This window comes from Ruegeria arenilitoris (assembly GCF_013030265.1).
Classification (GTDB): Bacteria; Pseudomonadota; Alphaproteobacteria; order Rhodobacterales; family Rhodobacteraceae; genus Ruegeria; species Ruegeria arenilitoris_E.
In genome coordinates this window covers 249,665-275,144 of sequence record NZ_WPZQ01000005.1, presented here as the reverse complement: position 1 = coordinate 275,144, position 25,480 = coordinate 249,665, and the positions used below count along the sequence as shown (strand labels likewise).

The window sequence follows — 25,480 nt, the reverse complement described above, 5'->3', positions numbered from 1 at the left end:
ATACAGTGAACCGCGATGCCCGATGTCCGGGCATCGCACAATCAACCTCCCGGGGGGCGCATGACTCAGAATGGTCTTTTTCCTGTAAGCCGCGACCGACACCAGGCTCGCTATTGGCAACGTTTCACCTCGTACGGTTTCGCGCGTGAGCTCTCAGAATGTCCTGTCATTCACACAGAGCTTTGTCAGATCGCCGCGGCGTTCCCGATCATGTTTCGCAAGACCAGATCCGGCATCCGACCCTTTGCGGTATTCTCGCTGACTGCCGGACCGGTGCCATTCGTTTCCACGCAAGGACGCTGGCTGGCAAGCTATGTCCCGTCGATATTGCGCTGCTATCCTTTCAGCGCAGAGCCATTGACCGACACCCCACCAAATACCAACCAGCCGTTCCGCCTGCTGGTGGACGAGGCGTCAGGACTGGTGACCGATGATATTCGGGACGAACCATTCTTTACGACTGATGGAACCCTGACACCTGACCTCTGCGCGGTCTGCGCCTTTTTCCAAAGCCACACAACCGCCAACGCCGCGACACGTCGAATGTGCGACATCATTGATAAAATGGACCTCTTTAAGCCGTTGCTACATCACGATGGGATCGATCTTGAGCCGGAGTGGCTTGGGATCGACTTTGCGCGGATGGAAGCACTTTCGCAGCCGCACAAACTGCTTCTCATGAACAACAACGCCCTGGGACTGATCCACGCACATCAGGTCTCCCTCTCGCATTGTGCATGGGTGTTCAAAGCACAGCAAAAACAACTGCATCGATCACCAGATGCCGAAAGTCCGGAACTGAACGGGTTCCTGTGCGCCATGGCAAGCGCCCAGCAGTTGGAGGGCATCCATGCAGATTACTAAAAAACTCTGGAAGGTTCTGACCATTCTGATCCCTGCCACTCTGATATCGGCCTGTGAGCCGATTCCGGATCTGGTCCCGGTCGAGATGTCCTTCTCCGCAGGCTCAGCAGGGGCTGGGGCAACCCAACCTTCGGCTGCTCTTACCCAAAGTACATTTGGCAAACGCGTGCGGGACGCGGTTCAGACCAGTCCAACACTGGCGCAGAGCAATACAAGGCTTGAGGCGGCAAAGGCCGGGCGTGACGCTGCAAAAGGGGCATTCCTGCCAGAAGTTTCTCTGGGTCTCAACGCACGCTCACAACGCGTGGACTCGGATATTGCCGATACAACGCCTTATCTGCGCGTGTCACAGCTTGTTTATGATGGGGGTGCGGCCGCAGGCAACCTGACTGCAGCGCGGGCACGTGTTCTGGAAAGCCGGGGCGATCAACTACAGACCGCTTCCGCCACTGCACTGGCGGCGATCGAGACATACGTTCTGGTACTAAACCGACGAGAAATCGTAGAAATCTCGCGCCGCAATGTCGAAGTGCATGAAACAATCGAACAACAGATTGCCGATCGGACAGCCAGTGGCGCAGGATCAAACGCAGATGTTTTAACCGCACGCTCACGTGTCGCGGATGCCCGCACCCGCTTTGCTGATGCCAGAGCCCGCTCGGATCGCGCAAACGCACGGTTTCTCGAAGTTTTTGGCGCTCCGCCAGGCAGTCTCACAGCGCCCGTCCCCGCTCCGAATCTGTCCCGCAGCGATCTGCAGATCGTGCTCGACAGTCCTCAGATCAGGCGGGCCGACGCCACGCTGGCGGCCGCGAAAGCTGAGAGAGCAGCTGCACTGGCCCGTCGCCAACCAGATATCCGTGTTTCAGCCTTTGCTGATCAGGACGTTAATCGGGATGCCAATTTTGGCGTGGACCTCTCGGTCAACTACGAACTGGATAGCACGGGCAAACGCCGTGCCGCTATCGCTGCAGCTGAGGCGCAGGTTAAAGAGGCTGAGTTCGCACGCGAGACTCTGATCCGTGAAATCACAAGAGAACTCGACTTCATTCGCTCTGACCAACAAGCCGGAGCGCAGCGCCTGCGCGAGGCCCGGATTGCTGTTCGAGCCAACGCCGACAGTGTCGCCGCTACGCAAGAACAATTTACGATCGGCCGCAGCAGTCTGATCGAAATACTGGATGCTCAGCGCGACTATGTGAATGCACAGGAACGTTTGATTTTAGCCGAACAGAATTTTTTTCTCACCAACTACGCCGCACTTGGTCTGACCGGTGACATCGTGGATCTGCTGGGGATCAAGCTTACAAATTGGGATGGCTTGCAATGACCGAAAACGGTACCCCGTCCGGCCTCGACACCCTCTCCTCGCTGGAAGCGTGTGTGTTGCACGTTGCCACCACGCTGCAACGCCCATTGACGAAGGCTGCTCTGTACGCTGCGCATTCCAACCCGTCGGGTGCACTGACCCACCGGGACGTGATTACCGTTGCGCAGCAGGCCGGAATGCAGGCGGGTTTTGGGACCCGCAAACTCAAGGAATTCGATGGTAGCCTGGCTCCTGCAATCCTGCTGATGGAAGGAAACAAAGCAGTTGTCTATCGCGGGCGTGCAGAAAACAACGATCTTCTGATCTACGATCCAACCCTTGGCGAAGGCGTTGGCGCAGTCTCAGAGAGCAGCTTTGGTGAAATTTACACAGGCTATGCCATCCTGTTTCGCCGGGAACATCGCGAAGAGATTGCCGAGGGAAAGGTCAAACCAACGGGGCATTGGTTCTGGTCAGCCCTTGCGGCAAATCGCTGGTCTTACACTCAGGTTGCGTTGGCAGCAGCTTTAACGAACATACTGGGCTTGTCGACTTCGGTCTTTATCATGATCGTATACGACCGGGTCTTGCCAAACGAGGCAACGGAGTCGCTGATTGCCCTGACAATGGGTGTTTGCCTGGCGCTGCTATTCGACTTTATTCTGAAGATATTGCGGGCAGGATTTATTGATCGCGCCGGGCAAAACGCGGACAAATTCATGGGCCGCCGCATATTCGACCAGTTACTGAACATCAAAATGAAATCACGCACCGGATCAACCGGAGCAATGACAAGTACCGTGCGCGAGTTCGAAACGCTGAGAGAATTCTTCACCTCGGCGACACTGGTTGCGGTTGTTGATCTGCCATTCATCGGATTGTTTGTCTTCACCATCTACATGATCGGCGGATCGCTTGCACTGATACCCGCCTTGGCGGTGCCAATCGTGCTGTTGACGGGGTTGGCGGTTCAACCGCTACTCTCTCGCCTTGCAGAACAAAGCTTCTCGGACGGTCAGTCCAAACAGTCTGTCTTGGTCGAAGCCGTGACAGGTCTGGAAACCATCAAGACGACGGCCGCAGGACGACAGATGCGCTCGCGTTGGGAGGAGGCCGTCGCCCGCCAGTCAGAGCATGGAATGCGCAGCCGTGCGGTTACGCAGCTGGCTCTCAATCTGACAGGTTTTACACAACAGGCGGCACAAGTGCTGATCGTATTCTACGGCGTTTTCCTGATCTCGGATGGCCAGGCCAGCATGGGGGCCCTGGTCGCGTCGGTTATGCTCACCGGACGCGCATTGGCACCACTCGGCCAGCTGGCGCAGACGTTGACCCGCGTCAATCAGGCCCGGAGCGCGTTTCGAAATCTGAATGCGTTGATGCAAGCTGAAAGCGAACGCCCAGAGGGACGCAGTTGGATTAGTCGCCCCCGATTTGACGGGCGCGTCACATTCAACAATGTCCACTTTGCCTATCCCAATCAGGATGAGGATGCGCTGAAAGGTGTGAGTTTCTCCATCAATCCTGGCGAAAAGGTTGCGATCCTTGGTCAGATCGGATCGGGAAAAAGCACTGTCGCACGCTTGCTGCTGGGTCTTTACCAGCCCCGTGTCGGATCGGTGATGCTGGACGGGTTGGACCTCCGTCAGATTGATCCGGGAGATCTACGCCGTAACGTCGGATCTGTATTACAGGATATCTGGCTGTTCTCGGGCACTGTTCGCGAAAACATCACCAGCGGCGCCATTCGACCACGGGACGAGGATCTGATCTGTGCCGGGCGGATTTCCGGAGTAGAAGATTTCATTGCCAGACACCCGAATGGATACGACCTCAGGTTGGCCGAACGTGGCGAAGGCCTGTCGGGCGGTCAGCGTCAGGCCATCGCACTGGCACGGGCGCTGATCGGGCGACCGCCTGTTTTGCTGTTTGATGAACCCACCAGCGCAATGGACGTCAAAAACGAAGCCGAAATCATCCGAAGACTAAAAGAGGCAACACAGGATTCAACTATGGTGGTGGTCACGCATCGCACCAGCCTGTTGGAACTGGTTGATCGGGTCATAGTGATCGAAGACGGCAAGGTCGGAGCAGACGGGCCAAAGAGCCTGTTGACTCAGCATGCCCCCAAAAAGCGGAGGCATCTGAATGTCGCGGCATCCTGATCTCGACACCCTCGCGCGGGAGATGCGCGGGCGCTCTTCTTTACGTGGATCGCTGCTATTGTTGGTTATCTTGTCATGCCTCATCGCAGCCGGGCTGTGGGCCTATCACACCGAACTGGATGATGTGGTCAGGGCAGACGGGCGCGTTGTTCCCTCGGCTGACATACAACTGATCGAGGCAACAGAACCGGGCGTGCTGCAACAGGTGCACGTCCGCGAAGGGCAGATGGTCGACAAGGGCACGCTGTTGATGGAGTTCGATACCACCCAGATCGACGGTGAGTTGGGGCGGGAACAGCAGCGCGCTTTTGGCCTGATGGCTCGAGCACAACGGCTTTCGGCCGAGATAAACGGGACCGAGCTGCAATTTGACAACATCCTGATCAACGAGGCCCCAGAGGTGGTTCGTTCGGAAACTGCATTATTTCAGGGTCGACAAGCCGAATTGCTGGCTGAGATAGCCATTCTGGAACGACAGCGTCAGCAACGGCAGCGCGAGTACGAAGAGGGGTTGGTGGATCAGGTTACAGCAGATGAGACCCTAAAGGTTCTTGCCGAGGAGCGCGCGATGATGGCCCCGCTTGTGCAACGCCGTATGGAACCGGCCACAACTTTACTGGCGTTACGCCGAAGCGAGGCGGAATGGCAGGGACGCAAAATCAGGGCCAAGGCCGTGGTCAGCCGACTGGAAACTGGCCTGGTTGAAGTTGATGACAAGATTGCAGCAGCGCGCAGCAGGTTTCGCAGCGCGGCTTTAACCGATCTGGCTCTGGTCACCGCTGAATTGGCGGCTTTGAAACCCACCCTGCCCGCGCTTCGCAATCGTGCTTCCCGGGCTCAGGTTCGTGCTCCGGTCAAAGGTGTTGTCAATCGAATACACCGCACGACACTTGGCGGCTTGGCGCGCGGCGGCGAAGAGCTGATCGAGATCGTACCACTGGACGACACCTTGCTGGTCGAAGCCTATGTCAGACCTAGCGACATCGCGTTTTTGCACGCAGGACAACGGGTCAAGGTCAAGATCACGGCCTATGATTATGCGAGATATGGTGGCCTGAATGGAGAAATCGTCCGCATCGGCGCAGATACGATCACCCGATCCGAACGGAATGATGAAGAGGTTTTTGTCGTCGAAATACGGACCAGAAACGCAATTCTGGATGCAGGAGGTGTAGCAGTCGAAATCATTCCGGGAATGATCGCCGAGGTCGACATCCTGTCGGGGCGCAAATCCGTGATGGATTACCTGATTCAACCCGTATTGAAGATCAAGGACCAGGCCCTGCGTGAATAAAAACCAGCGCGGATTGGGGTTCTGACCGAGCAGTTGTACTTCGCTAGTAGCGGGTTCAAAACACAGGTGCGGGTCGGATGATTAGTCCTTGTGCACCTAAGGTAGCCCGGGCTGGTGCTGTTAGTTCTTTTGACCCCATGACAAAAGATCACCACGGTCAAACTATTTGCTTCTGAACCGCCGGAGATGGTTTGAGCATGCGGGTCAAGATACAATCCGACGGTCACCTATCGTATCGATCAGGGGCTGCAAATGGCGTTCATACCGACGCCACTTGGCCTTGGACGAAGAGTAGAGCGGCTGGCGCACCTGTTGCACACTGGCGGTTCTTACACGTCGCTTGCCCGAGTAGAACTCAAGGCAGGCATCGGTCCACTCCAGCCCGCAATAGTCGATGATCCCGCGTGCCACGCTGTCGATATCGTCCACCAGCTCCTCATAGCGGATGCTGTGAAAAGCGCCTTTGGGCAATGTCGCGTGCCAGTGGTTCATAAGACGCACGTAGTTGTTGTAATACCGTCCAAGCTCTTCCTGATCGTAGCTGTGCAACTGGCTGCGCTCGAAAAGGCGGGTATAGCAGGACAGACATATGTCCAACGGATCGCGATCGATATGGATGATCTTTGCGTTGGGCATGATCCCATGGATCAGACCGATCAACTGAAAATTCGCAGGCATTTTATCAACGACGTGACCAGCACCCGGCGCATGAAGAGACAAAGCATCCACATAGTCTTCAGCGCGGCGGATCAGGGTCTCATCAGTGACTGAGCGTACAGATCGCGGCACGTTCGATGCCCCATCATCCAGACGCCCAAAAAGGTTCTGCAGGTCGTTCAGTTCCCCGGCGCCGACCACCTCGGGATGTGCATCCAGAATTGACTCGGTCAACGTTGTGCCCGAACGCGGCATGCCAACCACAAAGATCGGCTTTTCACTTGAAATGGAGTTGCCGCGCAAACGTTCAATCATGGACTGGTCAAACGTGGCGATCAGGTCATCCGTCAGTTCATCGGTTTCTGATGGGTCGTAGGCAACAAGCGAGCGCTTGATCCGCGCCCCTTTCTCGTAATTCTCAAAAGCTTCATCATAACGCCCCAGCTTTTCATAGCAGTCACCCATTGCATAACGATAGGCGACCGCCTTTTGCGGCAGCATATCCGCAGCGTCCGGCAGGACGGCTTCCAGCTGCTGGAATACGGGACTTTCTTCGGTGACTTTTTCCAGCCGCGCCAAAGCGATCAGAGCGCTAAGCTTATCATCAGCCGATTCTGCCGCGGTCTCGAAATGCTGACGCGCAATCTCAAAATCGCCCTGTTCGATAGCCAGATGGCCCAATGCAAGCCGGCTTGCAGTCAGATCCGGCTTCAGCTCCATGGCGCGTTCATACAAAGCTGTCGCGCCCGCGACATCGCCCAAATGAGCCTTGGCCATCGCTGCCTGATGACACGCCGTTGCACTGTTTTCATCCAAGCGCAGTGCCTGCTCGGCTTCGATAAGGGCAAGCTTTGGATGGTTCTTCTCAAACAGAACCTGCGACAGACCAACAAAGCTGTCGGCTTTGTTCCCATCCAGTGAAATGGCGTTTCGAAACGCATTCTCTGCCTTGTCCAGATCGTTTTCGAGCATGAACAACCGTCCGAAATTCCGGTGCAGCTCGGCGTCACGCGGTGTCTGCTCCAACCGGTTTTCCGCAACGCTGCGGGCCTCGGACAGTTTTTCCACCTCAATCAGCACCGAGATGAGATTGTTGGCCGTCTCGGCAGATGACGGATTGATCCTCAGCGCCTTTTGATACAGCAGTGCCGCCTTATCCCGATCACCGTTGTCGCGCGCGATGCTTCCCAGATTGTTGATCGCGCGGTCGAATTCAGGGGCCAAAGCCAGCGCACGTTCCTGAGACGCTTCTGCCTGATCAAGATGGCCCTGATCATAGTAGACCAAACCGAGATTCGAATGTGCCGCGGCGCTGCCGGGTACGATTCGCGCCGCGCGCTCTCCAATCTCTCGTGCCTGATCCAATTGACCGGCACCGCGCAGTACTTCGGTGAAGTTCGTCAGGAAGTTTCCATTCTCAGGCTGCAAACGCACGGCCTCACCAAGCGCTTTGACGGCGGGATCAAGCTGGCCGGTTTGAAATGCGATCAATCCCAGCATGTGATGCGCCGGTGCAAATTGTGGTGCCGCGCGAACGATCTCGGAGAACAGACCCACAGCAGGTTTGAGATGTCCCTTTTCATAGTGAGACATGCCCTGTGAGAACGCATCCTGCACCGAAAGCTGTTGCTGCCTTGCCATTAGTGTTACCTCATTCCTGCAGCGTTTTTGACCTGCAAAAGCGCATGTTTTTTGGATCGACCAGCTACTCGTAGAGCATTCTTATAGCCCAGTCTATTGGCCAGATTTTCCGGATAACACCAAGTATCAAAACGATATGTAGTGTGTGGTATGTGCAATACCGCAAAATATTTGAAAGGTTTATACAAAAGTCACATTTGTGCCCAGCTTCGCAGCTAGCTAGCTAATTTACCTATAGTAAACAAATAAAATTCCGAGGGGGTTTTCGGAAAATGAAGAGTAGCGCAATAAAGCGCCCACACACTCGTGTGGCGCGCGGGGGTCGTATTGTGAAATGGAAAGGGCAAGTGGCGAGTGTTGCGCCGTCGCTGTTCCTTGTTTCGGCTTCTGTTGTGGCATTGTCGGTTGGAACTGCGCAATCGCAGGTCATTTCGACGACACAAAACACCCGAGCAGTTGTTTCCACCGATGTGGATACCACAATTACGGCAACCGGAGCGGTCAACCTGACCACCAGCGGCGGTCCGGCCGTTCTCATTGATACGGACTATTCCAGCACAGCGATCAACAACGGCACAATTTCGGGCCCCTCTTCGGCCAGCGCCACCGGATTCGGTGTACTTCTGGACGGGGATCTCAGCGCGACCGGTGAGATCATCAACAATGGCACGATAGCTATCAACGCCGGCAGCAGCACCTATGGGGCGGCATTTGGTTTCCTGATGGGCGGAGACTATAACGGTGCATTTGTGAACACCGGCACCGTCACTGCGAATGCACAGGCCACGAGCAGTGGAAGCGCAAGCGCACTTGGCGCGTTGTTCACAAACGGTGTTGAGTCGACAGGTTCAGTTTTCAACTCGGGCACAATTTCAGCCACCGCAAGCGCAGCTGGAACCAGCGATGTTTCTGCACTTGGGCTTGTGTTCGTCGGCGATGTCGGCACGAATATCGACAACAGCGGCACGATCAGCGCCACTGCTGAAAACGGCTCGACCCTCGAAGCCCGCACGATCCTGATTACCGGGGCGCTGAATGGCGATGTCAACAACTCGGGCACGCTGCAGGCCACCGCGACCAACAACGGCACCAATGCCGAGGCTATTGCCGTTGAAATTCAGGGCAACGCCAACGGCAACTTGATCAACAATGGCAACGTGCAGGCAGTTGCAACCGGGCAGACGACGGCCACGGCCTGGGCCTACCACCTGGAAAGCGATCTGAACGGAAGCTTCAACAATACCGGAACGATTACGGCAACGGCGACTGCGACGTCTGGCGAAGCTGATGCCGCAGGACTGTATGTAGAAGGCGATACGACCGGAAACGTGGTGAACAGCGGTTCAATCAACGTTCGCGCCAACGCAAGCTCATCGGCCACCGCCGCCGCCGTCTATCTGTCCGGCGATTTCGATGGCAGCTTTTCCAACACCGGCTCTATCTCGGTTGTCTCGAACTCAACCGACGACGAAGGCGTTGCCAATGGTCTCTACGTGAGCGGAGCCATGACCGGTAACATCGTCAACGGGGGCAGCATCGATATTCGGGCCGAGGGCGTTTCTTCGGCGACAGCAGCAGCCTTTGATATCCGTGGTGGCCTGACCGGTAACTTCGTCAACACCGGGACTGTAACCGTTAACGCCACAGACACCACTGATGACGAAGCCGAGGCCTATGCCCTGACCGTGCGTGGTGGCATGGATGGCGATATCTTTAACAGCGGCACCATTGCTGTCCGGGGCGACGGCTACTCATCGGCGACAGTCGCAGGATTCGAGATTCGCGGTGGACTGGAAGGCAACTTTCACAACACCGGATCGATCACTGCCATTGCGACTGATGAAACCGAAGAAGCTGAAGCCTATGGCCTGTATGTCAGCGGCGGCATGACTGGCAATATCGTCAACTCCGGATCGGTTCAGGCGATCGGACATGCGTACTCTTCTGCGACCATTGCCGGCTTTTACATCACAAGCGGCCTGACCGGTGATTTCAATAATTCCGGTTCAGTGACCGCTATTGCCACAGATCAGACCGATTCCGCCGAGGCGTATGGCCTGTATGTCTCAAGCGGCGTGGACGGTAACGTCACCAACAGCGGGACGATCTCGGCTACGGCATTTGCCGAAGAGGATGGAGCTTATGCGTATGGCATATACTCATCCTCCGATGTGAATGGCGATTTCGTCAACACCGGCGCACTGATTTCACAGGCGACGGAAACCGCTGACTTTGCATCTGCTGCCGGATTCTACAGTGGCGGCGATGTGACAGGGAATGTCGGCAACAGCGGTTCGGTGGTTGTGCGCGCGTTGGGACAGACCTCTGCCTCTGCCCGCGGTTTCCATTTCGGCGAGGGGCTGGACGGAGCTTTCTTTAATTCGGGCACCATCGACGTAAGATCGGTTAGCGCCGCTGCTCGGTCACGACCTGTTCCCCCTCCACCACCATTTGCAGTTGTCCCACCGGATGCGAGCGGCGTCTTCGTAGACGGCGGCGTCTCGAGCGATGTCATCAACACTGGTTCCGTCGCAGTGCGTCACGATGCAGTGACCGAGGCAAATGCCGCAGGCTTCTACATTGGTGAAGATCTTGATGGCAACTTCGTAAACCAGGGCTCCATCTCTGTCTCGGCCAACTCGAGCGATGACGAGGGCGTCGCCACCGGGTTGTATGTTGGCGGCGCAATGACCGGAAGCATCTTCAACTCCGGCAACGTCAACATTCGTGCGGATGGGGTATCGTCAGCTACGGCGATCGCATTCGATATACGCGATGGGCTGACAGGCGATTTCGTCAACACCGGAACGATTACGGTGCATGCACGCGATGTCGTGGATGATGAAGTCGAGGCTTTTGGACTTCAAGTTCGCAATGGCATGACCGGAAACATCATCAACACTGGCACTGTCGACATTCGTGGCGAGGGTTATTCCTCGGTCACTGCGACAGCCTTTGAAATCAGCGGCGATTTCAACGGAACCTTCCGCAACAGCGGAACGATCAGTGCCGTCGCCATCGACCAGACGGATGAGGCTTATGCCTATGGTCTGTATGTCAGCGGCGAAATGGATGGTGATATCATCAACACCGGCACCATCTCGGTCCGAGGTGAGGGGAATTCTTCAGCAACCGTCGCAGGTATATACATCCGCAATGGCCTTGAAGGTAACTTTGTGAATTCCGGTTCAATCAGCGCAGTCGCGACTGACGAAACGGAAGAAGCAGAAGCCTACGGCCTGTATGTCAGAGGCGGGATGACCGGCAATATCGTCAACACCGGCTCGGTGAGCGCCCGAGGAGAGGGTTACTCATCTGCGACCGTCTATGGATTCTATATCCGCAACGGACTTACCGGAGACTTCTTCAATTCCGGCTCCGTCAATGCCTTTGCACAGGACGAAACATCCTCGGCCGAAGCCTATGGCCTGTATGTCAGTGGTGGGTTCGAAGGCAATGCGATCAACAACGGCGTCATAACCGTGCAGGCGATCGCCGATGAATCCCAGGCCTATGCATATGGCATCTACTCATCCTCAACGCTGGATGGTGACTTTACCAATACCGGCACGATCTCGGCACAGGCAACTGCACCCGATTCTTTTGCTTCGGCAGCCGGTTTCTATGCCGGTGCGCTTGTAAGTGGGAACATCGCAAACAGCGGCACGATATCAGCGCAGGCGCAGGGTCTTGGCTCTGAAGCGCAAGCGTATGGCATCTACGCGAGCGGAGTAGACGGCAACGTTTCGAACAGCGGAGCAATCACGGTTAAGGCCGATGGTGAAACCTCTGCAACAGCAGGCGGTGTCTATATCAGCAACGCGTTAGCGGGCAGCTTCACCAATGCGGGTTCGATCAACGTGACCTCCACGGATGCCACGGACGAGGCCGAAGGATATGGTCTCTATGTCGGGGACGATGTCGCGGGCGACATCACCAACAGCGGCTCCATCACTGTTTCAGCCAAGGGTGAAACAAGTGCGTCAGCTTATGCAGGCGCCATCCAGATCAGGGACGGCTTTGACAGCACGCTCTCGAACTCTGGCACCATCAGAACCACCAGTGTTTCAGGTGCAGATGATGCTACCGCGCGTGGCGTCTATGTGCGTGGTAACACCGGGGGTCGCGTTGCGAACACCGGCAGCATCATGGTTCGGGCCGAAGGTGCCAAGAATGTCAGGGCGCAGTCGATCCTGCTCTATGATGAAGTCACCGCAGACATCTCCAACACAGGCACCATCAGCGCCGCTGCAGCAATAGCGAACGGCACTGACGATGCCGAAGCGCTGGCCGCAGGTATCTGGGTCGAGAATATGCAAGGCACGTTCTCAAACACCGGATCTATCACGGCAAGCGCAACGGGTGGTCCTGCTGCGAACGCATATGGTCTGTATTTCGAGAACTTTGACGGCGTGATTACGGATGTGGGAACCATCTCGGCCACTTCCGACGGCGGTGATGCTTATGCGATCTATCTGGGAACCGGCAAAGGTGTCCTGAACGTAGATACGAAAGACAACATCTCGGGCCGGATCCGTGTGGGTGATCACGATGTGAATCTGGACGCACAAGGGGGTAGCAAAGTTTTCAGCTTTGAGGACGCTGCACCAACTGTGGGAACATTCACCACCAAGATTTCGGATCAGGACTCTGCCTGGTTTGTCCAGAACGAAGGTGGGGCAGCTCCGGTATATGCTGTCGTTGACGGGACCGACGTTGCAACGCCGGGCGATGTCGTCGCCATGTTTGGCAGCGTAGTAGGCAGCAGCGGCAATGCGCTGCAGTTCCAGCAGGCCCCGCAGGTAACACAGGGTGTTTCGTTCAGAAATGCACCCGGTGCAACTTTCGGTGGGTTCCGCCCGTTTGCAATGATCGACGCAGAATACCGCGAGTTCGAGAATGATCCTGACGTCAAAACCGATGTGAAGCTGTTCAACGGCAGTGCCGGACTTTCTGGCCAGACAGAAAACGGCATTGCACTGGCTTTTGGTATGGGCGTGTTCACGGCCGATGGTGATAGCCGCACGACCGACTTTGACACCACCGGCTTCTATCTGGATGCAGCGGTGGGTCGCCAGTTTGGCGCGTTCACGGTTGAGGCCGGTCTTGGTTACGGCTGGCTTTCGACTGATCGAACACGTCAGATCACGGGCAGCGCCGATGCAAAGGCAGATTATGACAGCACACTGCTGACTGCACATATCGGTGTTGAGCGCGCGTTCGATGTCAGCGACAATTTCGGGCTGATCGGTTTTGCTGACGCCAGATATACGAATCAGAAGGATGATGGTTACACGGAAACCGGCTCGGTTGCGAATGCTACTGTCGGAGACATCACGACCGAGGTGATCGAAGCCCGGTTGGGTGCCGAAGTTGAAAAGCAATTCAACAATGGCGGAGTTCTGTCAGGCCAGCTAAGCGGTGTGCTGCGCCGTGGTCTGGGGGATTCGCAGGCTGATGTCTCCGTCTTCTCATCAACTCAGAATGTGATCTTTGCATCGACAGATTTTACCGGTGCAAGCGTCGCGGTGGGTTATGAGAAAGATCTGGTTCAGGACATGCTGTTAGAGCTGAAGGCCGAACAGGAGATCGGCGACAATGCTCAGGGCCCGTTCTTGCGCGCCGGTCTTAAGTGGTCGTTCTAAAACAAAAATCTCTGCGGCACCTGCCCGGTGCCGCAGGGGCAAATTCCTGATGACAGCGCCCTCCTACCTAACGCTGTGTTTATATAAATCGAAACATGGCTGAATAAGGGCTTGTCTCAGACGAGGTGCCTGAGCTAACCAAAGGTCACGCAGGGGAGTCCCACCGAGGGGACTGAGAGGCTGACGGGGCATTGCCCGGCGACGCGACCCTTTGAACCTGACCCAGTTGATACTGGCGTAGGAAGCTAGGGCGCGCAGGCCACGGATCCGGGCAGGCGTTCTCCGAACAGGGGGCCGTACACCCTCTCGTTTCCCCAAGCCAAAACTCATCTGGTGTCTTTTTGAGTTGAACTGCTTGAGGAGCACCATCATGAATGTCCCCAATCCCAAGATCACCACTGGTGAACTGCCTGCATCGCGTAAGATCTACGTGAATGGCACACTGCATCCGGATCTCCGCGTGCCGATGCGCGAGATTTCGGTCCATCCCACCGCTGGCGAGCCACCGCTGCCGGTCTATGACAGCTCTGGCCCTTACACGGACCCGAATATTATCACTGACATTCGACGAGGCCTGACCCCGTTGCGCCGCAAATGGATTGAGGCGCGCGGTGATGTCGAGGAGTATGAAGGGCGCGAGATCAAACCCGAGGATAACGGGTTTGTAGAAGGCGACCGCCTGACGCCCGAATTTCCGGTGCGCCCGCGGCCTCTGCGCGCAACAGATGGCAAGGCGGTGACGCAACTCGCCTACGCCCGCGCCGGTATCGTGACACCAGAGATGGAGTTCATTGCCATCCGCGAGAACCAACTGCGCGAGGCGGTGGCTGAGCAACGCGAAGGCAATGATTGGGGTGCCAACATTCCGGACTATGTGACCCCAGAGTTTGTTCGGGATGAGGTCGCTGCAGGTCGCGCGATCATCCCCGCCAATATCAACCACCCCGAAAGCGAACCGATGATCATCGGGCGCAACTTTCTGGTCAAAATCAACGCCAATATGGGCACTTCGGCTGTTACCTCTTCGATGGAAGAGGAAGTGGACAAGATGGTCTGGTCGATCCGCTGGGGCGCCGACACGGTCATGGACCTTTCCACCGGCCGCAACATCCACAACACCCGTGAATGGATTATCCGCAACAGCCCGGTTCCGATCGGCACCGTGCCGCTCTATCAGGCCTTAGAGAAGGTGAACGGTATCGCCGAGGACCTGACATGGGAGGTGTTCCGTGACACGCTGATCGAGCAGGCGGAACAGGGCGTGGATTACTTTACCATCCATGCGGGCGTGCGCTTGCACATGGTTCCAATGACGGTGAACCGGGTGACGGGCATCGTGTCGCGCGGCGGATCGATCATGGCCAAGTGGTGCCTGCATCATCACAAGGAAAGCTTCCTGTATGAGCATTTCGATGAGATTTGTGACATCTGTCGGGCCTATGATGTGTCTTTCAGCCTCGGTGATGGCCTGCGTCCGGGGTCGATTGCCGACGCCAATGATGAAGCACAGTTTGCCGAGCTTGAGACGCTGGGAGAGCTGACCAAGATCGCCTGGGCAAAGGACTGTCAGGTAATGATCGAAGGCCCGGGCCATGTGGCCATGCACAAGATCAAGGAAAACATGGACAAGCAACTGGAGTGCTGCCACGAAGCGCCTTTCTATACGCTTGGGCCCCTGACCACCGATATCGCACCCGGTTATGACCACATCACCAGTGGCATTGGTGCGGCGATGATTGGCTGGTTTGGCTGCGCGATGCTCTGCTATGTCACGCCCAAGGAACATCTGGGGCTACCGGATCGGGACGATGTGAAAACCGGCGTCATTACCTATAAGATCGCCGCTCATGCGGCGGATCTGGCAAAGGGACTTCCAGGCGCGCAACGCCGTGACGATGCCCTGTCGCGTGCCCGGTTTGAATTCCGTTGGGAAGATCAGTTCAACCTGTCGCTCGACCCCGACACCGCGCGCGAATTCCACGACCAGACCCTGCCGAAACAGGCGCACAAAGTCGCTCATTTCTGTTCGATGTGCGGGCCGAAATTTTGCTCGATGCGGATCAGCCACGACATTCGGTCCGAGGCGCAGAAAGAGGGGATGGAGGCGATGGCCGCCAAGTTCCGGGAAGGTGGAGATCTTTACCTGCCTGTTGAAGACTGACCGATATGGTGAGACCGGTCCAACCGGTCTCGCATCCGTCTGAAATCCGGACCTAGGAGATGTTACATTGAACACCTAAATAGACCGCATCAGGCAAAAAACAGGGTTTACCGGTGACTAACGGACTGAGCGAGCAACACAGCAACGCCATAAAATATTGGGCAAAGCAGCATTCAATTATTCGAAAAGTGATCCTCTTCGGCAGCCGGGCTCGTGGTACGCATTCCGCAAACAGCGACTTTGATCTGGCAATACAAGTGTTCCCGGCCAGCCCGCATCATTATGCTCAGATGGCCTATATGGACTGGCATGACCGCCGGGTGGAAGATCTGGAAGCTGCGCTGAATCACAGGGTTCAGCTTGAGTGGTTTGCACCGGGGGCAGGACTGGCCATCGAAAGATCGATAAAATCCGAAGGCGTCACGGTTTTTTTTCGTCAGTACTTCGAAGACGAGGCCGGTTAGTTGTTGCGTATGCGGCTGACTTGACCCGCAAAGCTTCGAAAACTGGTGCAGCGACTGCCGAAACGGTTGGCGAAGCCCGAAGGGCTTCAGCCAGTCACTGTAAAGACGGTGCTGAGTATCCACAACGCAGCGGCCAGCAATGCAAAGGTCGCTACCGTGGATACTCCGAAACCCAGCACATTGGCATTGCGATACGGGCGCATCAGATTGTCAAACCCTGATTGGTTCAGGGGCCCTTCACTCACCTTAAGTTCTGCAATGAAGCGAGACATCATGGGGGTGTTTCTGGCAATCAGCGTACCCAGACCACGGCACATGATCCACAACGTTGGCAGGAGGGGCGGAATACAGGCAATGCTCAGCACAATGGCAGCCGGGACACCACCCCCACGGAACGGACCTACCAGGTTCACCCAGTCGTTACTTACGCTCTCAGGTGTCAAAACCATGATCGCATAGAGAACGAACACCATCAGAAACGGGATAATCAGCGCAAGTACAAGCCCGATCGCCGCAATGCAGACCAGCCCGGCGACGATGGCCACATCACCGGCATCATGCCATCGCAACGCGCTGAGAATTTCGACCATCGCGACAAACGCAAGCCACGCACTGACGGCGATAAATAAGATGAAGATCAACATCGCTCCGTGGGTCGCACCCAGATTACCCAGATACCCCAGCACAAATGCCGCACACAGAGCCAAACCAAGCACAAAGGCCATCTTGCGCTCGTTCGGCACCAAAGTGACCAGGAAACCGGACATCATAAACAGCCCAGTGTTTTCGAAGACTCGACTATGCACAATCAGAAACACACCGTAGCCGATCTGATACGCCAGATCATAATAAGTGTCCGATCCCCCAAAGAAACGGGCACTCAGCTTGTCCCGATCTACTGCCGCCGCAACAAACGCAAACATGGGCAGCACGCTGATGGCTGCCTGAAACCAACGCTTGTTCGCTGGTACGTCATCGTTGAAAAAGCTCCACGCTCCGTAGGTTGTGATATCAAAAAGCGCCCATCCCAAGTAGATTGCACTGACCACAAAGACTGAGGATAGCCCAAGTGCCCAAGCCATCGTTTTCAAAGTAAACGGACTTTCGCCGTAGCGGAGACTAAACAACATCGTTGGGTCCGCGCTGGGGTCAATGAATGTGTAAGGCCCACGCAACAAATACAGGCCAATGGTCCCCTGCCGGGTTTGTGGGTTCGCGATCAGGTCGATTTCTATCGGCCGCGGATTGCGAGACCGTAACCCCACTAATACTGCGAATAAGCCGGCGACCAAAACGATTGAATTCATTGTCATAAATAAGATCCGAACTGATGCTCTGGATTCTCTCTCATCCGAGAAGGTGGTGAAATTAAGGCTCGTGTCCGACTATGAGAATTCTAAGTTCAAATTGGACCTTTTCATCAATCCGCAGGTTGGGTGGTATCAATCAGGCATACAGCGCTGCATGAGCGACGTTTGCTCGTTTCAGTAATCATAGACCCTGACAAAAATCGGCTCGGGTGCAGGAATCGGATGGAGGCCCGAATATGGTTTGTGCGCAGGCAGCAGGAAAACAGGCCAATCGACAACGCCATCCAAACGCACGCGATTTGGCCCTGGTTTCAACAGCACCGGCAGCTGTACTGGTTCGTCCTCGACCAACAATGACACCGCCACAGGTTGCCCGCTTTTGTCGAACAGTCCGAACTCCTGCTCAAGAGGCGTTTCGAACGTCACTTCGCTGACATCCGAAAAGCGAACTCCCGGAACGCCAATGTTCGGCGCAACCCGAACATAGGAGTTTTTAAGAAACGGTTTCATCAGCTCGCGCAGTTTTTGGGTTCGGTAGGTGTCAATGATCAAATGCGGCGGTACGGCACGCAGTTTGCGCATGAAGTCCGAAGCTTCGCCTTCGGTATTCGCGATGTGAACCTGTCGCGTATCAAGCCACCGGCGCTGAGATTCCGCGTGGTTTGACAGCATACCGATACCATCAAAGTACTTTTCGTTGGGCCCAAGCAGAGTTTCGACCTGCCGGATGAGATCAATCTCAGCCCGGTTGTCGTGTTCAATATACGTGATGTTGCGGGCAAAGCTGAGAAGAACGGCAACGATCCATACCGCATGGATCAATCTGGCCTGAAACTTGCCGCGTGCCGCGTAGTCCAGTGTGGCCGGGGCCCAAAGGCACAGAAACGGGATCACCATGATAAACACATAGGGCCAGGGCTGATTATGGCGTGCAATCAGCACGATCATGACAAGGGTGAAAACCAGCGCAACCCTATGCCCGGACGTCAGCGTCCTCCATCTGTAGAGACTTGCCAGCAGTCCAAAAGCGGCGAGCAGATAAGGAAGCAGATTTCGCTCGATCGTCTGCCCATAAAACATGCCCAAAGTGGTGTAATAGACATGTCCGCTTGTGGCGACCCTGAGCGGACCTTGGAAAAGAGAGGTCAGTATCGTCAGACTGTCCCAGCCACCGAACGCGACGCTGTAGACAAGAATGGGAATGACCCACCCGGCGACCAGCATTAGGCCGCGCCTAAGTGCAGTTAGTGGATCCAGACGCAAAAGCACCTCAACCACCAGTCCAAGGCCAAGCGCGAGATTGAAGTAAACCGCCTTTTGCGTCGCGATGAAGGCAAGCCCGCTGAACAATCCGGCGATCAGAATAGTCTTTGCGCGCGATATGTCTCGGGACACGATCCAATACAGCGCAGCAGTTGCGAAAAACAGCGCCAGAGACTCGGATCGGGTACGAAATACCCGCTCGATAAAGGTTGAAAAGCTGAGGGCCAGCAGAATGACCAGCAACGCGCGGACCCGGTCCTGCCCCAGTTTCCGCGCGATGCCATACAGCAGGGCCAGCGTTCCGCAGGCCAGCAAAGCGGTCTGTAAGCGGCCGATCATGATGGCCGACACCGCATCCCAACCCAGCCAGTGCGCCGGTTTGTAAAACACCGCATAGCCGACCGCCTTGGACGGCCAGATCGTATTAAAGAACCCATTACGCAGATATTTGGACTGCCCGAACTGCCAGAATTCGTCCATCACGAACTGGGTGTTGAACGCGAAGAACACCAAGAAGCCGAGCTTGGCGCAGAGTGCAACGCGTATGGCCCACTGATAGCGCAGCATAGGGTCACTGGTTTCACCAGCACGGGCGTATTGCAGATCTGAGGCTTGCAACGTCTTACTCAACTGGCGCGTTTAAGCTGGCTTTTCTTTCCTTCGATCATTTCCATCCGTCCGCGCGGCACCCGCGTCCGAGCGTTCCAGGCTTCGTCAATTTCGGTTTGCTTTGGCGGCAATGCACTGGTCACCGCTTTGTCACCACGGATGATCGACAACAGGAAATTCTTGAATGCGTTTACCGAACGCAGGCCTTCCTTGGGATTTGTAACCGCCTGCAGCGCTTTGCGCACCATATAGGTCGGACGGAAGTGGAACTTGCGCACTGCGTATTCGCAAAAATCCTCAAGATCCTTGGGCGACAGGCCAGGCAGGTCCAGAACACATCGGTGCTGACCATCGGGATTCAGCCATTCGTCGAAATTGGTTGTGGCCAGATAACCGCCCTCCTGTGCCCATTCATAGGCACCGGTGCCCGGATAAGGCATCACCGGATAGAACTGGGCACTGTCGGGATTCAGTTCTTTGGCCAGCACAAGGGTCTTGGCCAGCGTCTCTTTTGTTTCACCGGGGAATCCAACCATAAAGCAGCCGTGGACGAGAATACCCAGCTTGCGGCAGTTCTCCATAAAGTCCTTTTGTTGCTGCAGTGTCTGACCCTTGCGCATGTTGATCAGCAGGGTCTGGTCACCGGATTCAAACCCGGTCGCACATTGCCGAAGCCCGGCTTCTTTCAGGGCTTTCAACGTTTCGTAATCGACATTGACGCGGATGTTGGCAAACCATGGCAGCGTGATACCGGCCTCTTTGACCAGCCGGGCAATTTCCTGTGCCCGGACCCGGTCTGAGGTAAAGGTGTCATCCTCGAAAACGATCTCTTGAACTTCAGGCATGTTGTCCTGAATCCACTTCATTTCGTTCACGACATCTTCGGGCGACCGACACCGATAGCTGTGGCCATGCATCACCTGCGGATAGACGCAGAAAAAGCACCGAGCCTTACAGCCCCTACCACCAATCAGCATGACCATTGGCTGGTTCGCGATCGTGAACAGATAGTTCTCAGGTGTCAGGAATTGCTTGTAAACCGGTGCCACCCAAGGCAACGCATCCATATCACTGATAAGGGTACGATCACCGCTCCGCTCCGAACTATCGCCCGATCGCCACGCCAAACCGTCGACCGACGAAACCGGCTGCCCCTGCTCAAGCGCCTCGGCAAGCTCGGAGATGGTAAAGTCGTATTCGCCAATCGCGACAAAATCCAAGGCCTGGCTTTGGGTCAGGGCCACTTGCCACTCAGCCGTTACATGGGTTCCAGTACAGCAGAACCTGGCCTGTGGCAGAGCAGCCTTGAACAGATCAACGGTTTCCAGATCATGGTTAACACTGGGGGTTGATGTTTCGATCACCACCAGCTCGGCGTCGAAGTCACGCAATCTGCCGATGGTGTCCTCGCGCGACAGCTCGTCAGCGGCGCAGTCCAGCAACAGACATTCATGGCCTCGCGACATTGCCAATGCAGTGGCATGCGCCAACCAATAGGGATAGTATAACGTCCCCGATTTGATCACCCCGGGACTGCGTTGAGACCTGGAAAAACGCCAGTCTCTGAGAGGCGGATTTACAAAGGCGATTCGCATTGCGTTGGTCCCTTTCCGTGTGCGGGTATTGATGTCTTTCCCACGCCAGACAACCATTGTTCAAGCAGTTGATAACCCGAGTTCAGGGCCGCAATCTGCGTTGACCGGATCGACGAGATCTGGACCGCATCTTTGGTTGGCTGGTCAAGCTTTTGCAGCACCGTATCGGCCCAGCAGGGGTCATTCAGTTCAACCACACGGTCCTCGTACCCAGCCTGCTTGCAAAAGGCGCGGACCTTGGCCGCGTAGTTCAGAGCAACAAACGGCGTGCTGCTGTTCGAGGCGAAAATCACCGGATGAAGCCGCATTGAAATAAGCGCTGACGATGCAGCGATATGGCCCTGCACCTGAGAAGGCAGCAGTTCCTCGGTTTCAATACATTCGATGTCGCAGCCCGTCTTTTGGACGATCTGTTCGGCAAAGGCGCGATCTTCAGGATTCATTGTCGGCAGCATGGCCAGTTCGCGCCCGGCTTCGGTCAATCGGGTGACCAGTTTGGTCCAGTTCTGAAAGCTCTCGTCGATCTTGGCCTGATCCAGTTCATACAGGTTCTCGAAATTGGCCCAGGCGCAGGGGGATATCAGTATGCGGTTCGCAGATGCCGTGACCGGTGAGGTTGGCAGCAAAAGCGCCGGATCGGCCGCCGTGCTTGCATGATTCAAACCACAATCCTGCAGCAACTTGGTCGAGGCATCATCGCGGGTAATGACAAGGGATCGGCGACCCAAAGCCAATCGCGTCAACCGGCGGGAAAAACCTCGCTGCAATGGCCCGACCCCGATACAGAACACACCGGTTCGCGTGCGAAACAACCGACCAAAGGCAAAAAGCGAACAGACGACCACGTGCTTGGGCAAGCTCAGGTCATGCAACCATTGCCCACCTGAGATAAAGATGCCCTGAAATCCCGAAAACACCACAAGGCTGCGCAACGCATCAGGTATAAGGGTAAGGGGCTGAACCGCTCGCGAGCTGCTGGCCGGGGCCAGCGCATCCAGAATGACACGTTCCCGCGCTTCTTTGCTGGCCGGCAGCGGACGGGTGTCAATTCCACTTGGTCCGAAGGCAATCAGATATGGGTCCACCGCATTTCCGGGCTGGGACAGGAATTTCTCCAGCCGTTCGGACACCGCGCAAAGAATTGCCTCATCCCCTTTGTTTCCCGCGTTCTTGAGCGCAATCATCCCAACGCGACGGCGTTTGCGGCGCGCATCGGGATTGTCGCCGCTGATGAACAGCCCGGCGATCTGACCCAAACCGTATGCAAGATGCGTCATGGCAAAAAGGGCGGTCAGTCGCAGCCAAAGCGCCGGTTTTCTGACCCCAATGCACAAGACCAGGGAAACAGCCGCAATGCAGATCAAGTAAATCGGCAGCACCAGCAGTACCAATGGCGGGACAAGAAACACCGGCGACCAGGCGTTCGGGTGACGTCTGATCAGCCAGGTACGGCCTTTTCCATAGGCGTACATGTTCTTTGCCCAGCTTCTCAGATCAGCACGCTGATGATGCACGACAACTGCATCCGGAATTGCCACCAGCGACTGCCCCATGTCACGCAACCGCCGGGAAAGGTCTTCGTCCTCTCCCATGCGCGCGAAACGCGGGTCGAAACCGCCCGCCCGTTCAAGCGCTTCTCTTTTGTACAGCACATTGAGCGTTGGAATATGCGGTACCGTTGCTTCAGACATGGGTATCTGTCCCTGCAAAGAACCGCGTGAACCTACATAGGATGAAAGCATGATAGCCAGCGCATCATAATGTGTGCTCTGGCCCGCTGGCGGTGCATTGCCTCCACCCACTGCGGCAACGTCGAGCCGGGTTGCCGCATTCAGCAGGTTCTCAAGCCAGTGCGCAGGGGCCTCACAATCCGCATCCAGAAAGGCAACAAACTCGGTACTGGCCGATCTCCAACCGACATTCCGGTTCTTGCTGATCGAACGCGTGGCACTGGTGATGACCCTAAGGCCGGGAAAGGCCTCAATGGCGAGCTTGACCGTCTCGTCGGTCGACCCGTCATCAACCAGTATCACCTCGGACGGTGCGCGGTTTTGTTGATGCAGTGACCTCATGCACATGCTGATTGTCTGTGCGGCATTCCGAGCGACAACGATAACGGTCGCCTGTGGCTGTGACGTTTCGGTCATGCCAGCACCCTCCGTTTCGTAAACGCTGGGGCCATCAGAAGCGGCGCGATGATAGTCATGCTGGCAAAACCCACGACCCGCAGTGCAAGCGCAAACTCTAATGCCTTTTCAAAGCCATAGCCCAGAAACGCCAATACCCCGGACCAGCCCCACTCCTGAAGGCCCAGATTTCCCGGCGTGAATGCGGCAAGCTGTGTGGTCTGAACGATGGTAAAGCCCTGGGCCGCGTCCAGCGACGAAATCGAGTACCCAAGGGCAATCACAACCAGTGGCGCTTTGACCAGTATGGATAGATAACGCAGGACCGAAAGGCCATAAAGCTGGGATACCGTCGACGCGGAACATATCCGCGCGATACCACGATCATCCTGCAGAGCCGGATGTTCTGCCAATCTAGGATGAAGCCTGCGCAATACGGGGATCAGATGATCCAGTTGCATGGACGCCAGCATGCCTAGACTGAGAACAATGATGGTGCAGGTAATCCAAGTTATTGCGCCACCGCCAATGGTCCATGTGATCAGGGTTCCCAGTGCCATACATATCAGGACAGCCACGTCAAAGAACTGCTCGAAAACCGAGCTGCCCGCCCCGCGAGTAAAGGGAATATCGTGGAACCTGCGACCGGCCCAACCCCGAACCACGATCGACGAAACATAGGTGGTCAACAATTGCGACAACAGCGCCGAAGCTGATGAACAGGCCAGAAAAAAGGAAAACTCCTGCGGCGCCTGATCAGGGGTTATCTTGCGGACGACTATGCGCCATTTCAGCGCCGATATAGATATTTGTAGACCGGTCAGCGCAAAAAAGCTGATCAGCAACCACTGCGGCGCGTCAGACAAACGACGCACCAGATCACGAAGGTTGAGGCCACTCCAAAGAACCGCGCAGGTCACGAGGACCAGCGACAATACCAGAAACACTAATGATCTTAGCCAGGTCATGCCGGTTGATTGAGCGCCGCAACGCTATGACCAGAGATGGCCGTCTCGCGTGCGGGCAGAACCGCATCATGGCGGGATCTGTTTCCGGCAACGATGGAAAGAAGAAAACCCGAAAAGAACAGCTGCACGCCGATAATGATCATCGTGAAGGCCGCGATCAGTGGCCGCATTTCGTTCAGAGACCCGAAGTTCGACGCAATCCAGCCGGTGGTGATTGTCGCAACCCAAAAAGCACCAATAAGTGCCAGTGATGCGCCACCGAGAATCCAGTATTGCAGGCGGGAAAAGCCCAGCCAGTACCGCGCCCTTTCTGTTGGAACGCGTAATCCGTCACGATAGCTGCCCATCAGCGCGGCCAGCCACAGCACAATGGTCTGGGATGCCAGAACCATCGATGCGCTGGCAACAACAGCCCAGTGGTCGCCGAACTTGAACCCGCCAATCAATACCATTTCCTGGTCACCACCCAACTGCAGCAACACAGTGATCGCAAAGCCGATGGCAAACAGGAAAAGGGCGGGCACCAAAAACAGCCATGTAGGGCTGAGCATCAGCATGTAGATCAGGTGCCTTAGTCCGTCACGCCACGGATTCAGGTGCGGCGCGCGTCCGCGCCCGTCCGGTGACAACGTAATCGGAACCTCGGCGATGGTGAATTTCCGCAACACGGATTTCAGCAACATCTCCGACGCGAACTCCATGCCCGTCGAAGACAGGTTAAGTCGGTTCAACGCCTCTTTTTTGATCGCACGCAGACCACAATGCGCGTCGCCGATCTCGGTACGGAACAGGAACCGAAGGATACCCGATAGGGCAGGATTGCCGATATAGCGGTTTTTCCAGGGCATCGCGCCTGGTTTGATCTCACCGCTGAACCGGTTACCCATGCACAGATCGGCACCATCCATCAGCCGCCGGATCATCGGAACGGCTTCGACAAAATCGTAAGAGCAATCGCTGTCACCCATGACCAGATAGGCCGCGTTGGTTGCAGCAAATCCACCGATCAACGCAGCGCCGTATCCACGCTGCGGGACATTGACTACGCGCGCACCGGCATCTTCTGCCAGTTTCTGACTCCCATCCGTGCTGCCGTTGTCAGCAACGATTACTTCCCCGGTCAGCTGGTACTCGTCTTTTAGCATCACCAACGCCTCGCGCGCGCGACTGACGCAGGCCGAGATAGTCTCGGCCTCATTCAGGCACGGCATGACGATGGCGACGGAGTTTTCGTGCGGTACCATTGCTCTGAGGGCTCCCGATGCCCGTATGATTCATTCAACAAAAGCTAAAAAACAGGGTAATTGCGTCCAAATCGTGACCGCAACCTGACGAATTCGAGCTTGCCGGGGACTTCAGCAAGCACATCCAGCGGCACACGACGCACGATTGTCACCGCAATAGCTTTG

At 56.0% G+C, this 25,480-nt stretch carries 14 protein-coding genes and 1 riboswitch; of the genes, 7 read left to right on the top strand and 7 right to left on the bottom strand.

Annotation, left to right across the window (positions count from 1 at the left end):
- Window positions 1–15 precede the first annotated feature (15 nt).
- From GOX61_RS10880 to GOX61_RS10865, 4 genes are read left to right on the top strand one after another with little or no spacing between them, the layout of a single operon-like run.
- Entirely contained in the window at window positions 16–864 is an 849-nt protein-coding gene (locus GOX61_RS10880) for a SapC family protein (RefSeq protein WP_367646958.1), read from the top strand.
- Window positions 851–2,194 carry a TolC family protein gene (locus GOX61_RS10875; protein WP_170333626.1) on the top strand — a complete coding sequence of 448 codons (1,344 nt, stop codon included), beginning with the start codon at window positions 851–853 and terminating at the stop codon, window positions 2,192–2,194. Before GOX61_RS10880 ends, GOX61_RS10875 begins: the two co-directional genes overlap by 14 nt.
- Complete coding sequence (locus GOX61_RS10870) at window positions 2,191–4,338, top strand: type I secretion system permease/ATPase (protein ID WP_170333624.1); 2,148 nt, start codon at window positions 2,191–2,193, stop codon at window positions 4,336–4,338. Before GOX61_RS10875 ends, GOX61_RS10870 begins: the two co-directional genes overlap by 4 nt.
- A complete protein-coding gene (locus GOX61_RS10865) occupies window positions 4,322–5,632 on the top strand; it encodes an HlyD family type I secretion periplasmic adaptor subunit (protein ID WP_170333622.1) in 1,311 nt (436 codons plus the stop codon). The genes GOX61_RS10870 and GOX61_RS10865 overlap by 17 nt, the downstream gene beginning before the upstream one ends.
- 204 nt (window positions 5,633–5,836) lie before the next feature.
- Here GOX61_RS10865 and GOX61_RS10860 read toward each other — a convergent pair whose 3' ends face one another.
- Complete coding sequence (locus tag GOX61_RS10860) at window positions 5,837–7,930, bottom strand: tetratricopeptide repeat-containing sulfotransferase family protein (protein WP_170333620.1); 2,094 nt, start codon at window positions 7,928–7,930, stop codon at window positions 5,837–5,839.
- A 272-nt stretch (window positions 7,931–8,202) separates the two neighbouring features.
- On the opposite strand from GOX61_RS10860, the gene GOX61_RS10855 reads away from it, so the two are divergent.
- From GOX61_RS10855 to GOX61_RS10845, 3 genes are all read left to right on the top strand, one after another.
- The gene (locus tag GOX61_RS10855) at window positions 8,203–13,575 is read left to right on the top strand and encodes a hypothetical protein (protein ID WP_170333618.1); all 5,373 of its coding nucleotides are present in this window, start codon (window positions 8,203–8,205) and stop codon (window positions 13,573–13,575) included.
- Window positions 13,576–13,716: 141 nt separating this feature from the next.
- Window positions 13,717–13,836: riboswitch (TPP riboswitch) on the top strand.
- 109 nt (window positions 13,837–13,945) lie between these two features.
- Window positions 13,946–15,736, top strand: a complete 1,791-nt coding sequence (gene thiC, locus GOX61_RS10850) for a phosphomethylpyrimidine synthase ThiC (RefSeq protein WP_170333617.1) — start codon at window positions 13,946–13,948, stop codon at window positions 15,734–15,736.
- A gap of 113 nt (window positions 15,737–15,849) precedes the next feature.
- Complete coding sequence (locus tag GOX61_RS10845) at window positions 15,850–16,200, top strand: nucleotidyltransferase family protein (protein WP_170333615.1); 351 nt, start codon at window positions 15,850–15,852, stop codon at window positions 16,198–16,200.
- Between the two features lie 86 nt (window positions 16,201–16,286).
- Here GOX61_RS10845 and GOX61_RS10840 read toward each other — a convergent pair whose 3' ends face one another.
- The 6 genes from GOX61_RS10840 to GOX61_RS10815 form a co-directional block, all read right to left on the bottom strand.
- Window positions 16,287–17,330: a hypothetical protein gene (locus tag GOX61_RS10840; protein ID WP_170333613.1), complete on the bottom strand. Its 1,044-nt coding sequence runs from the start codon at window positions 17,328–17,330 to the stop codon at window positions 16,287–16,289.
- 354 nt (window positions 17,331–17,684) lie between these two features.
- On the bottom strand, window positions 17,685–19,403 hold the full coding sequence (locus GOX61_RS10835; RefSeq protein ID WP_170333611.1) for an ArnT family glycosyltransferase: 1,719 nt from the start codon (window positions 19,401–19,403) through the stop codon (window positions 17,685–17,687).
- Window positions 19,400–20,977: a B12-binding domain-containing radical SAM protein gene (locus GOX61_RS10830; protein ID WP_302478284.1), complete on the bottom strand. Its 1,578-nt coding sequence runs from the start codon at window positions 20,975–20,977 to the stop codon at window positions 19,400–19,402. Before GOX61_RS10830 ends, GOX61_RS10835 begins: the two co-directional genes overlap by 4 nt.
- A complete protein-coding gene (locus GOX61_RS10825; RefSeq protein ID WP_170333607.1) occupies window positions 20,959–23,124 on the bottom strand; it encodes a glycosyltransferase in 2,166 nt (721 codons plus the stop codon). The genes GOX61_RS10830 and GOX61_RS10825 overlap by 19 nt, the downstream gene beginning before the upstream one ends.
- Window positions 23,121–24,071, bottom strand: a complete 951-nt coding sequence (locus GOX61_RS10820) for a lysylphosphatidylglycerol synthase transmembrane domain-containing protein (protein ID WP_170333605.1) — start codon at window positions 24,069–24,071, stop codon at window positions 23,121–23,123. Before GOX61_RS10820 ends, GOX61_RS10825 begins: the two co-directional genes overlap by 4 nt.
- On the bottom strand, window positions 24,068–25,315 hold the full coding sequence (locus tag GOX61_RS10815; RefSeq protein WP_170333603.1) for a glycosyltransferase family 2 protein: 1,248 nt from the start codon (window positions 25,313–25,315) through the stop codon (window positions 24,068–24,070). The genes GOX61_RS10820 and GOX61_RS10815 overlap by 4 nt, the downstream gene beginning before the upstream one ends.
- Between the last annotated feature and the right edge of the window lie 165 nt (window positions 25,316–25,480).